This window comes from Klebsiella sp. 10-1, assembly GCF_009758445.1.
Taxonomy (GTDB): Bacteria; Pseudomonadota; Gammaproteobacteria; order Enterobacterales; family Enterobacteriaceae; genus Klebsiella; species Klebsiella scottii.
Genome location: NZ_WQRE01000003.1, coordinates 502,350 through 515,111, shown reverse-complemented (window position 1 = coordinate 515,111; position 12,762 = coordinate 502,350). Strand labels below are relative to the sequence as shown.

At 47.4% G+C, this 12,762-nt stretch carries 10 protein-coding genes and 1 pseudogene; 4 read left to right on the top strand and 7 right to left on the bottom strand.

Annotation, left to right across the window (positions count from 1 at the left end; translation table 11 throughout):
• Positions 1-11: 11 nt before the first annotated feature.
• The 3 genes from rfbD (GO007_RS14275) to rfbB are packed head-to-tail and all read right to left on the bottom strand — an operon-like array spanning position 12 to position 2,886.
• Complete coding sequence (gene rfbD, locus GO007_RS14275; RefSeq protein WP_095100918.1) at positions 12-902, bottom strand: dTDP-4-dehydrorhamnose reductase; 891 nt, start codon at positions 900-902, stop codon at positions 12-14.
• Between the two features lie 32 nt (positions 903-934).
• Positions 935-1,804 carry a glucose-1-phosphate thymidylyltransferase RfbA gene (gene rfbA, locus GO007_RS14270; RefSeq protein WP_095100917.1) on the bottom strand — a complete coding sequence of 290 codons (870 nt, stop codon included), beginning with the start codon at positions 1,802-1,804 and terminating at the stop codon, positions 935-937.
• Positions 1,805-1,821: 17 nt separating this feature from the next.
• A complete protein-coding gene (rfbB, locus tag GO007_RS14265; RefSeq protein ID WP_095100916.1) occupies positions 1,822-2,886 on the bottom strand; it encodes a dTDP-glucose 4,6-dehydratase in 1,065 nt (354 codons plus the stop codon).
• Positions 2,887-4,018: 1,132 nt separating this feature from the next.
• On the opposite strand from rfbB, the gene GO007_RS14260 reads away from it, so the two are divergent.
• The 4 genes and pseudogenes from GO007_RS14260 to GO007_RS14245 all read left to right on the top strand — a co-directional run bounded on the left by GO007_RS14260 (position 4,019) and on the right by GO007_RS14245 (position 8,985).
• Complete coding sequence (locus tag GO007_RS14260) at positions 4,019-5,023, top strand: NAD-dependent epimerase (protein WP_095100915.1); 1,005 nt, start codon at positions 4,019-4,021, stop codon at positions 5,021-5,023.
• 237 nt (positions 5,024-5,260) lie between these two features.
• Positions 5,261-6,366, top strand: a protein-coding gene (locus tag GO007_RS14255) for an IS3 family transposase (RefSeq protein WP_143350173.1) whose coding sequence is annotated in 2 segments (ribosomal slippage) — positions 5,261-5,522 and positions 5,522-6,366 — 1,107 coding nt in all. Because the reading frame shifts where the segments join, the coding sequence is not laid out codon by codon here.
• Positions 6,367-6,625: 259 nt separating this feature from the next.
• The gene (locus GO007_RS14250; protein ID WP_143350172.1) at positions 6,626-6,754 is read left to right on the top strand and encodes a small membrane protein; all 129 of its coding nucleotides are present in this window, start codon (positions 6,626-6,628) and stop codon (positions 6,752-6,754) included.
• Between the two features lie 1,209 nt (positions 6,755-7,963).
• Positions 7,964-8,985 (top strand): annotated as a pseudogene (locus tag GO007_RS14245) (acyltransferase family protein).
• A gap of 48 nt (positions 8,986-9,033) precedes the next feature.
• On the opposite strand, the gene ugd reads toward GO007_RS14245, so the two are convergent.
• The 4 genes from ugd to rfbA (GO007_RS14225) form a co-directional block, all read right to left on the bottom strand.
• Positions 9,034-10,200, bottom strand: a complete 1,167-nt coding sequence (ugd, locus tag GO007_RS14240; protein ID WP_095100912.1) for a UDP-glucose 6-dehydrogenase — start codon at positions 10,198-10,200, stop codon at positions 9,034-9,036.
• 181 nt (positions 10,201-10,381) lie between these two features.
• Positions 10,382-10,936: a dTDP-4-dehydrorhamnose 3,5-epimerase gene (gene rfbC / locus GO007_RS14235; RefSeq protein WP_095100910.1), complete on the bottom strand. Its 555-nt coding sequence runs from the start codon at positions 10,934-10,936 to the stop codon at positions 10,382-10,384.
• A 14-nt stretch (positions 10,937-10,950) separates the two neighbouring features.
• Positions 10,951-11,841, bottom strand: a complete 891-nt coding sequence (gene rfbD / locus GO007_RS14230; RefSeq protein ID WP_095100908.1) for a dTDP-4-dehydrorhamnose reductase — start codon at positions 11,839-11,841, stop codon at positions 10,951-10,953.
• Positions 11,842-11,872: 31 nt separating this feature from the next.
• A complete protein-coding gene (gene rfbA / locus GO007_RS14225) occupies positions 11,873-12,742 on the bottom strand; it encodes a glucose-1-phosphate thymidylyltransferase RfbA (RefSeq protein ID WP_095100906.1) in 870 nt (289 codons plus the stop codon).
• Positions 12,743-12,762 lie beyond the last annotated feature (20 nt).

Here is a 12,762-nt window from a genome sequence, read left to right as displayed (position 1 = left end):
GCTCGCTTGCTTTACTTACCTGATACTTCAACAACCACGCGCTCAACACCCTGGCGCCAGTCCGGGAGCGTTACGCCAAATACGCGCTGGAATTTCTCATTCGACAGGCGGGAGTTCAGCGGGCGTTTAGCCGGCGTAGGCCAGGCCGTCGTCGGAATACCGTTAACCTCTTTGATAGCCAGCTGAACTCCGTTTTCGCGAGCCACATCAAACACAAAGCGCGCATAGTCACACCAGCTGGTTTCACCGCTGGCCACCAGATGGTAGGTTCCGGCAACCGCTTTATTGCGTAACTCTTCACGGATGGCAATGGCGGTACAGTCGGCCAGAAGCTCGGCGCCGGTTGGCGCGCCGTGCTGGTCGTTAATGATCGACAGCGTCTCTTTTTCACCCGCCAGGCGCAGCATGGTTTTGGCAAAGTTTGCCCCGCGCGTCGCGTACACCCAGCTGGTACGGAAAATCAGATGGCGCGGGTTACCCTGCTCCAGTGCGATTTCCCCGGCGCGCTTGGTTTCGCCATAAACGTTCAGCGGCCCGGTGGCCTCGTCCTCGGAACGATAATGCTCGCCTTCTCCATCGAAGACGTAGTCGGTGGAGTAGTGCACCATCAGGGCGCCCAGCTTCGCCGACTCTTCTGCCAGCACCGCCACGCCCCGGTCATTCAGCAGGTCGGACAGTTCACGTTCGCTTTCTGCTTTATCCACCGCCGTGTGCGCTGCGGCATTGACAACCACATCCGGTTTTACCTGACGGACAGTTTGTGCAATACCCGCAAGGTTGGTCAAATCACCGCACAACTCTTTATCAAAATAGTCCACGGCAACCACTTCACCCAGCGTCGAAAGCGAACGCTGCAGCTCCCAGCCCACCTGGCCATTTTTGCCAATAAGTAAAATCTTCATAAACGAATACCCTGTATTTTATCGGCAGGCGATTAACGCTCGTTGAGCAGGCGTTTCAGATACGCGCCGTATTCCGTTTTCTTCAGCCGCTCGGCCTGCGCCGCAACCCCTTCGGCAGACAACCATTTGTTACGGAAGGCGATCTCTTCCAGACAGGCCACTTTCATCCCCTGACGCTTCTCAATGGTATGAATGAACTGCGAGGCCTCAATCAGGCTGTCGTGGGTACCGGTGTCCAGCCAGGCAAAACCGCGGCCCAGCAGTTCAACCTGCAGATCTCCACGCTCCAGATACATCTGGTTCAGGGTGGTGATTTCCAGCTCACCGCGTGCGGAAGGCTTTACCGTTTTCGCCATCTCTACCACGTCATTGTCATAGAAGTACAAACCGGTCACCGCCCAGTCTGATTTTGGCTTCAGCGGCTTCTCTTCGATCGACAGCGCCCTGAAGTTTTCATCAAACTCCACCACGCCAAAACGCTCCGGATCGAGCACCTGATAGCCAAAAACGGTGGCGCCCGACGTTTTGCTGGCCGCCGCATCCAGTTTTTTACCGAAGCTTTGCCCGAAGTAGATATTGTCGCCCAGCACCAGCGCACAGGCATCATTCCCGATGAACTCTTCACCAATGATAAAGGCCTGCGCCAGGCCGTCCGGCGATGGCTGAATGGCGTAGCTGAAATTCACCCCAAACTGCGAACCATCCCCCAGAAGACGCTGAAAGGCCGGCATATCTTCCGGCGTGGTGATAATCAGGATGTCCCTGATACCGGCCAGCATCAGCACCGAGACCGGATAGTAAATCATCGGTTTGTCGTAAATCGGCAGCAGCTGTTTAGATACGCCCTGGGTAATCGGATACAAACGGGTGCCGGAGCCGCCAGCGAGAACAATACCTTTCATCCTGCAATCCACCTTAATTAGTTATTCAGACCAAGACGTTCACCGGCATAGGAGCCGTCCAGCACGCGCTGCCACCAGGTCTGATTGTTCAGGTACCAGTGCACCGTTTTCTCAATCCCGCTTTCGAACGTTTCTTCCGGCACCCAGCCGAGGTCGCGCTGAATTTTAGCCGCATCAATGGCGTAACGGAGATCATGGCCCGGACGGTCTTTAACAAAGGTGATCAGGTCGGCAAAGTGGCTGATGTTGCCCGGCTTCTGCTCCACCACTTTATCGAGAATGGCGCAGATGGTTCTCACCACGTCGATATTTTTACGTTCGTTATGACCGCCGATGTTGTAGGTTTCGCCGCTATGGCCTTCGGTGGCCACTTTATACAGCGCCCTCGCGTGGTCTTCGACGTACAGCCAGTCGCGGATCTGTTCGCCGTTGCCGTAAACCGGCAGCGGTTTGCCCGCCAGCGCGTTGAGAATGGTCAGCGGGATCAGTTTTTCCGGGAAGTGATACGGGCCATAGTTATTCGAGCAGTTAGTCACCACCACCGGCAGACCGTAGGTGCGGTTCCAGGCGCGGACTAAATGATCGCTGCCGGCTTTGGAGGCCGAGTACGGGCTGCTTGGCGCATACGGCGTTTCTTCAGTGAACAGGTCATCGGTGCCATCGAGGTCGCCGTAGACTTCATCAGTGGAGATGTGATGGAAGCGGAAGCCTTGTTTCTGCGCATCGTTCAGCGACTGATAGTAGTGACGTGCCGCTTCAAGCAGCGTGAAGGTGCCGATCAGGTTCGTCTGGATAAAGGCGGCCGGGCCGTCGATAGAGCGGTCAACATGGCTTTCAGCCGCCAGATGCATCACGATATCCGGCTGAAACTCACTGAACTGCCCGGCGATCCCCTGTGCGTCGGTGATATCCGTGCATGAAAACGAATAGCGTTCGTTTTGGACTACGGGTGCCAGAGACTCGAGATTACCTGCGTACGTCAGGCAGTCCACGACGCGAACGTTATCCTGGGTATTTTCAATAATATGACGAACAACGGCGGAACCGATAAAACCCGCGCCACCCGTAACAAGGATCTTCATACTTTATCTCGTTTTTCAAATAGTTATATGCTAATTAAGCATGTATCATAAATTTCAGGCACGCTACCGCCATTGGCTATCGCAACCAAAACGCGTAACGCTTCTGTACACTGTCATCATCATTTCGGGACTCTCGGACAGCAGGTAACAGCAAACAATTGCCATTTCCCAGGAACTGACCTTTCCGCTGAGTCTTACCGCCACAGGCAAACAGCCCAGAGAGACCCGCGATGAATAACCAAAAACAGAGATATACCTCGGTAGCCATATCTCTGTTTTCAGGCCGTAAGTCGCGCATCAGGCGGCAGCTGCGCAGGCGCCACTTTCTCCCTTTTGCTACCGGCTATCCATCAGGACTTTCTCATTTAGCAAGAACCCGGGATCACCGACATCAAAGGTACGTTCGCTGAACACTGGCTCAACGCGTCAGTAAAGCTGCTGTATGCGTCGCTAAAGCATCAAGGGTAGCTAAACTGGCGCAACGATCCACCCCATTCCTCATATTCTGCCCCCCCGAGAAAGAATATCCATTTCAGGGTTTGTAACACAGGTCACCAAATGTTCTGAGGAAGCATTACCCTGCAAAACAACAATGCTGTGATGCATAGATTATCCGCGCATTATAACGCTGGTAACTAAGAATAAAAATCAAAAAGCATGGCGGATCAATTCATGTAAAAAGCAAACAACAAGGATACATTATTTACACAATTTCAAAGAAAAACCATAACCAACTGATATGTAACTAAAAAAAATAAAAACCGTTCAATTAACATAGAAATAACGAGCATTCAGCGGCGAAATACTCGGAAAACATATAATCAGTAACAATATAGTCCATAGGACACGCTCGATCTCGCATTGAGTACTTTATCGGCAGAACATCAATTATTGGTATAAGAAACTATAGGTATTATTATGATGCTAACTTACATTTAAATGATAATGATTTTTATTTGCAAAAAATAATATAGGGAATATAGCGCAGATGCGATCTGCCGCTTCTTAAGCACTCCCCTTCTCTGACTGCTTCATGAAGATCCGGAAACGGGAAAGCAGATGACCCCCAAGGCAACCCGGTGTAAAATCGGCGATTATATATAGCGGGAAACAACAAACCCGGAGGATGAACATGAAGTTTTTAGTCACTGGAGCCGCAGGATTTATCGGTTTCCACACCTGCAAGCGCCTTCTTGAGGCGGGTCATCAGGTTGTTGGTATCGACAACATGAATGATTACTACGACGTCAATCTTAAGCAGGCGCGTCTGGATTTACTGCAATCCTCCCTTTTCAGTTTTCACAAAGTCGACCTTGCCGATCGGGAAGGCATTGCACGACTGTTCGCAGAAGAGAAGTTTAACCGCGTGATCCACCTGGCCGCTCAGGCCGGCGTTCGCTACTCGCTGGAAAACCCTCATGCCTATGCCGACTCCAACCTGATCGGCTATTTGAACATTCTGGAAGGTTGCCGACACCATAAGGTCGAACACCTGCTGTACGCATCGTCCAGTTCCGTCTACGGTTTGAATCGTAAAATGCCGTTCTCAACCGACGACTCGGTCGATCATCCGGTTTCTCTTTATGCCGCCACCAAGAAAGCGAATGAGCTGATGGCGCATACCTACTCCCACCTTTACGGGATACCGACTACCGGGCTGCGATTCTTCACCGTATACGGCCCGTGGGGTCGCCCTGACATGGCGTTGTTCAAATTCACTAAAGCCATGCTGGAAGGTAAGAGTATTGATGTGTACAACTACGGCAAGATGAAACGTGATTTCACCTACGTTGACGATATTGTGGAAGCTATTGTGCGCGTGCAGGATGTGATCCCCCAGCCAAGCCCGGAGTGGACCGTTGAGAATGGCTCGCCGGCAAACAGCTCTGCTCCGTACCGCGTGTACAATATCGGCAACAGCTCTCCGGTTGAACTGATGGATTACATCACCGCCCTGGAAGAGGCGCTGGGAATGATCGCTGAAAAAAATATGATGCCTATCCAGCCGGGCGACGTACTTGAAACCAGCGCGGACACCAAACCGCTGTACGATCTTGTTGGCTTCAAACCGCAGACAACCGTCAAAGAAGGCGTGAAGAATTTCGTCGACTGGTATAAGGCCTACTACAAGGCATAATCGCGCAATCAGTTTCTGAACCGCAGCTGCGTGGCTGCGGTTCTCCCTTCCGGGTATCGTTCTCTCTCTTCCGTTTAGCAGCTATTCTCTGTGGCTAATTTTAATGACTTTTTTCACTTCCGAGCTCTTAAACTCTTGATGAAAGGGCCCAAGATTTCTGTAAGCATCCCGGCAAAACGAACCATTCACTTTTAGAGATCTTCCGACATACTGATTATGTCCCCTGAGGAGATCGCCATGCGTAAAGCCCGATTCACTGAGCACCAGATCATCGCTGTCCTGAAGTCTGTTGAAGCCGGACGTGCCGTCAAGGATGTCTGCCGCGAAGCAGGAATTTCTGAAGCCTCGTACTACAACTGGAAAGCAAAGTACGGTGGGATGGAAGCCTCTGATATCAAAAAGATAAAAGATCTTGAGGACGAAAACCGCCGCCTCAAACAGATGTTTGCCGACCTGAGTCTGGAAAATCGCGCACTAAAAGACGTCATCGAAAAAAAGCTTTAAAACCAGTGATAAAGTGTGAACTCGTCAGCTATCTGAAAGAGGTGTTTTCGATGAGTGTACGTCAGGCATGCAGGATGTTATCGCTGAGCAGGACGGTTTATTTTTACCAGCCCGATACCCGGCACAATGAACGGGTGATCCAGGCACTGACTGAGCTGGCGGAGCGCTATCCGCGATACGGTTTTAAGAAGCTGTTCCAGCTTCTGCGCAGGCAGGAGCACACCTGGAACCATAAACGCGTTCACAGGATTTACTGCCTGCTGAAACTGAATTTTCGTCGCAGGGGAAAGCAGCGTCTGCCAGTGCGTAACCCAGCACCACTGGCCACGCCGGAGGCGTTAAACCAGAGCTGGTCCATCGATTTTATGCATGATGCGCTGATCTGTGGCAGACGCTTCCGGACCTTCAATGTGGTGGATGACTTTAACCGCGAAGCACTGGCGATAGAAATCGACCTGAATATCCCGGCGCAGCGGGTGATCAGAGTGCTGGACAGGATAGTGGCAAACCGCGGTTATCTACTGAAGATGCGGATGGATAACGGACCAGAACTGGTCTCTCTGGCACAGTGGGCAGAGGAGCATGGCGTGATGCTGGAATTTATTAAGCCGGGAAAGCCAACGCAGAATGCCTTTATCGAGCGTTTTAACCGGACGTACCGGACAGAAATACTGGATTTTTATCTGTTCAGAACACTGAATGAAGCACGGGAAATTACTGAGCGCTGGTTGATGGAATATAACAGCGAGCGACCTCATGAGTCCCTGAATAACCTGACGCCGGAAGAGTACCGGCTGATGGCTGATAAACCGGAACTCTCAAAAAGTGCGTGGAACTAAAGTGGGTGTGCTTACATTCCCCCTTTATAACTGTCTGAAAATGCCTCTAACAAGCTAAAAGCATAGTCTTTGCCAAAAATCAGAAGCTAACGCTAAGCTTTTTATATGCGTAGTTTTTTATTATTCATTAAAAAAACATAATTACCGCATAGGAATTTTCCTGGAAAGAAGCTATATTATTACGATAAAGATGGTTTCCATCCGTCCTTTAATTTCAACCTAATCATTTATTTCCGTTACTTTCGCTCTGGTAGATCTTATGGAAAACCTATTATTCTTAGTTACTGCTGCCATACTGCTCTCTGTTTCTGTTTCTGTTTATTTTTTAATTTCTTATTTAAAGGATAGAAAAAGAACGAAATTATCGTTTAATAAACGTCAATGGTAATTGGGGTATCAGTAAACTGGCAGGGAAGAAAAATTTTGATAGAGTAAGGGGTATCGTTTTATTTCGGTACGGACTCTTTATAGAACGGAAATTAAAAAATTGCTGAAGAACATATGCAATAATCTTGTCACAGAAATAAAAAAAGCCTGCATTGCAGGCTTCGTTTTACCTTCCGGCGCTTATCTCCAGCATCTACATCACAGTGACGGTAGCTCTTTACAAGGTAGATACAACATATCCGACCTGTTCGGACGATGCAATGGGTGGAGTGTTAGAACGCGCACTAAGTCACAATTTTAGCAGTTTGGTCATGAGTTTTATAATACAAAGGTATAAAAACACTATCGTATAACTTATTTTTTAAGGGTATATTTTATATATAGCCACTATTAATTAATAATTCGTAATACTCAGGATCAGATAGGGGGTTATTTATGGGAACAAAATAGTTATGAGCCACACCTTGTTATTGAGCATGGAAAAAGTTATAAACAAGCTCAAATCAGTGATAAAAAAGTAATGTCGCGATCTTTTTACACCCGGCCCGAAAGCATACAGATATAACCTACAAGTGAGATTGCATACTCCATAAATCCGATAATTTCTATTTATTTGGTGATAAGATTTCATATGGGAAAGTTAAATTCATCCATGAATAATCATGGCAGTAAAAATTTGACATATACATGATAACTTACTGACATTTAGGCCTAACACATCTTATAAAAATTAAAAATGGCGTGAGGAATAAAATTATCATGGCAGATGCAGAATTGTTTTCTTCATAAAAGGCATAATAAATATGATAATAAAAAAACAACAGAGCGTTAAAAAACCAAGAGCCTTGTAAAAAGCATCATATAACATATAGTTACAAGAGATTAAATACAAGCACTAACCACATTTTAAATAATAGTGTAAATCACTATAAAAATCAGTCAGCTTCTGATTATCGCCACACCAATTTTAAGTCAAAAGTAATCCGAGTGGTCAAATAACAACATAAACCCAGAGAACATACAAATAGACAACAACCGTAACGACAAATTTAGTATTAAAAAGACTACAACCATATAATTTAATATACCATCCTCACTCTACAATATAAATGGATAGTAACAACTAACCAAACCAAAAATAGTTGCTTTTTATTAAAAATGGAAATAATATACATCAAATACAATATAGACATCATTTTTAATCAAATGGATGGGCAAAATGCGATATATATGGGTTGATTACGCAAAGGCAATCGGGATAATATTAGTTGTATTTGGACATGTGAACAGAGGTTTGCATAGTTCAGGAATAAGTATCTCAAATACCTTCTTTGTGAAACTTGATAGCATCATTTATTCTTTTCATATGCCATTATTTTTTTCTTGTCGGGATTGTTTTTTATAAGTTCAATTCAAAAAAGCACCAAGCTTGACTTTACATTAAATAAATTAAACACAATTATTTACCCCTATATTATATGGTCACTTCTACAAGGCACTACTGAAGTTATCTTATCTAAATATACTAATGCCAAAACCAATATGATAGAGGTACTCAGCTTCCCATTCCAACCAAGAGCTCAGTTTTGGTTTTTATATGCTTTATTTATGATATTTATTCTAGCATGTATCATTTATCATCATAGATATTTCATAAAAGCATTACCGCTAGTTATTCTAGCTTCCTGCGTCGCATATATTTTCAGTGCTAAAATAGGAACTCAACTTCATATTGATTATATAACTAACAACATTGTTTTCTTCTTTATTGGTTGTATTTTTAACACTTACTATAAACATATAGAAAAAATATTTTCAAAACTCAGCTTAATTATACTTACTTTATTATTCATTTGCTCACAGTATCTTTTTCACTTCTATTACAATATGAACTACACTCAGACGGGCATATTCACATTCTGGCTTGCCATTACGGCTATACTACTAATAACCAACCTATCTATAGAGCTAAAACAAAAAAACATTTTCTGGCTCCGTAAAATAGGCGAACTCAGTATGGTAATATATTTAACACACATCCTGGCAGGAAGTGGGGCCAGAATAATAATAAGTAAAATCCTTCATATCAATAATTGGTATACACATATTTTCTTTGGTACTTTAATTGGCATCATATTCCCAATTCTATTTTATTATTTAACAAAAAAAATGAATATGCAATTCTTTTTCAACTCGCCATTTCTAAGAGTTAAGAAAGAGAAAAAGCATTAACAACAAATAAATGACATCACCGGTAGGATAATCTACCGGTGATTATGTTTAATCGTTACCGAACAAATCGCGGGTATAAACCTTATCAGCGACATCAGCAAGATCTTCCGCCATGCGGTTAGAAACAATAACGTCAGCTTCCTGTTTAAAAGCTTCAAGATCACGCACCACACGAGAGTTAAAGAACTCCCCCTCCTGCATGACGGGTTCGTAAATAATAACAGGAATACCTTTGGCTTTAATACGCTTCATAATGCCCTGGATAGAGGACGCACGGAAGTTGTCTGAACCACTCTTCATTATCAGACGATAAACCCCAACCACCTTCGGCTTACGGGCAAGAATAGAATCGGCAATAAAATCTTTACGGGTGCGGTTAGCATCAACAATAGCGCCAATGATGTTGTTCGGTACCGACTCGTAGTTTGCCAGCAACTGCTTAGTATCTTTTGGCAAGCAGTAGCCGCCATAGCCAAACGACGGATTGTTATAGTGGTTCCCAATGCGAGGATCCAGGCACACTCCTTCAATTATTTGCTGACTGTTAAGACCTTGGCTCTCAGCATAGCTGTCCAGTTCATTAAAATAGGCAACGCGAAGTGCAAGGTAGGTATTGGCAAACAGTTTAATCGCTTCGGCTTCAGTCGAATCAGTGAACAGAGTCGGAATATCTTGCTTAATCGCCCCTTCCTTCAGCAGATTGGCAAAACGCTCTGCACGCTCGGAACGCTCACCAATAACGATGCGGGAGGGATGCAAGTTGTCATACAGCGCACGACCTTCGCGCAGAAACTCTGGAGAGAAAATAACGTTATCAATACCGAAACGTTCTTTGATATCACGGATAAAACCAACAGGAACGGTCGATTTCACAATCATTACGGCACCAGGGTTAATCTCTGCAACATCACGAATGACGGCCTCAACAGTAGAAGTATTGAAATAGTTCGTTTTTGGATCATAGTCAGTCGGCGTAGCAATAATGACATAGTCAGCATTGCGATAAGCGTCCTGCTTGTCAGTTGTGGCACGAAAATTCAACGGCTTTTCGGCCAGATATTCCTGGATCTCCTTATCGACAATCGGAGAAATCTTCTGGTTAAGCATATCTACTTTGGACTGAATGATATCAAGCGCCACCACTTCGTGGTTTTGCGCAATCAGGATGCCGTTCGATAAACCGACATAACCGGTACCGGAAATAGTAATTTTCATTCGATCACACTTTAATCAGTTAACTGGGGCATGGCGGATAGCCACGAATTTAAATAATGCTGTTGGCGGTTTTACGCGGAGAAAGAAGGTAAGTCAAGTCAGCCTGTTGCTCCCGCCCATCAAACAAATAAGCATGACAAGTTCCACCAAGAAACCGCCATGTTTTGGAACGACAACAAAATTATTTATACACTTGCGCGGTGGCCAGATTATGTGCCTGCAGATCTTTCTCCGACAGCGACAGCGCGCAGCCGCTCAGGGCCGGCCAGTCAATCCCAATATCCGGATCGTTCCAGATAATGCTCCGTTCAGACTGCGATGCGTAGTAATTCGTCGCCTTGTAGACAAACTGCACCGTGTCGCTCAGTGCCATAAATCCGTGGGCGAATCCTTCCGGGATCCACAACTGACGTTTATTCTCTGCGCTGAGGACCGCCCCTACCCATTTGCCAAAGGTTGAAGATGAACGACGGATATCCACCGCCACATCAAACACCTCACCTTCAACGCAGCGTACCAGTTTACCCTGTGCGTGCGGATCCAGCTGGTAGTGCAGCCCGCGTAGTACGCCTTTCTGAGACTGGGAATGGTTGTCCTGGACGAAATCCACATTGCGACCTATAGCTTCATTAAACACCTTACTACTGAAGCTCTCAAAGAAGCAGCCCCGCGCATCACCAAACACGCGCGGTTCAAAAATAAGCACATCAGGAATATCTGTTTTAATAATGTTCATCTTTTGCTACCCATTTACTTGCCCAGGACTTCTGTTACCACGCGTGCCACGCCCTGACGCCAGTCCGGGAGAGTCACACCAAATGCCTGCTGGAACTTTTCATTCGACAGCCGCGAGTTCAGCGGGCGCTTGGCAGACGTCGGGTAGGCAGTGGTCGGGATGCCTTTCACTTCCTGAGCCGCCAGCTCCACACCATGTGCTCTTGCCACCTCGAACACATATCGGGCGTAGTCGTACCAGCTGGTTTCCCCACAGGCTACGAGGTGATAAGTGCCTGCTAGTGCCGAATTACGCAGCGTTTCGCGAATCGCCGTTGCCGTGCAGTCCGCAAGTAGCTCTGCTCCAGTTGGCGCTCCGTGCTGGTCGTCGATGATAGAGAGGGTCTCTTTCTCGCCCGCCAGGCGGAGCATCGTTTTGGCAAAATTGGCGCCGCGAGTGGCATACACCCAGCTGGTACGGAAAATCAGGTGATGCGGATTACCCTGCTCCAGGGCCAGCTCACCCGCTCGCTTGGTTTCGCCATAGACATTGAGCGGACAGGTCGCTTCATCTTCCCGGCGGTAATGGCTGCCGGCTCCGTCGAAGACATAGTCCGTGGAATAATGCACCATCAGGGCCCCCAGCTTCGCCGACTCCGCTGCCAGCAGCGCCACCCCTTTGACGTTCAGCAGGTCGGAGAGCTCCCGCTCACTTTCTGCCTTGTCCACCGCCGTGTGTGCGGCAGCATTCACCACCACATCCGGGCGGACAATACGTACGGTCTGCGCAATACCTTCCAGATTAGTCAGGTCGCCACACAGCTCCTTATCAAAGTAGTCCACCGCAACCACGTCGCCGAGCGTGGAAAGCGAGCGCTGTAGCTCCCAACCCACCTGGCCATTCTTGCCAATCAGTAAAATCTTCATCTTGTTATCTTCCTTTAATGGCCAGCTAGGTTCAGTCTTCACTGAGCAGACGTTTAAGGTAGGCACCATATTCAGTTTTCTTCAGGCGTTCGGCCTGAGCTGCCACCCCTTCCGCCGACAGCCATTGATTACGGTAACCAATCTCTTCCAGACAGGCGACCTTCATCCCTTGGCGCTTCTCAATAGTATGAATAAACTGTGAAGCTTCGATCAGGCTGTCGTGGGTGCCCGTATCCAGCCAGGCAAAACCGCGTCCCAGCAGCTCGACCTGCAGATCACCGCGATCCAGATACATCTGGTTCAGAGTGGTGATCTCTAGCTCTCCACGCGCCGAAGGCTTCACGTCTTTCGCCATCTCCACCACGTTGTTGTCGTAGAAGTAGAGACCGGTCACTGCCCAGTCTGATTTCGGCTTCAGTGGCTTCTCTTCGATTGACAGCGCCTTGAAGTTCTCGTCGAACTCCACCACACCGAAGCGTTCCGGATCCAGCACCTGGTAACCAAACACGGTGGCACCGGAGGTCTTTTCCGCCGCGACTTCCAGCTTTTTGCCGAAGCTCTGCCCAAAGTAGATATTATCTCCCAGTACCAAAGCGCAGGCATCGTTGCCGATAAACTTCTCGCCAATGATAAAGGCCTGCGCCAGGCCGTCCGGGGACGGCTGAATGGCGTAGCTGAAGTTCACACCAAACTGCGATCCGTCACCCAGTAGGCGCTGGAAAGAAGGCATGTCGTCCGGCGTGGAGATGATCAGGATGTCGCGAATGCCTGCAAGCATCAGGACTGATACTGGGTAGAAAATCATCGGCTTGTCATAGATCGGCAGCAGTTGCTTGGAAACGCCCAGGGTGATCGGATATAAACGCGTGCCGGAGCCGCCGGCCAGAACAATACCTTTCATACATCTTTTCCTTTATCAGA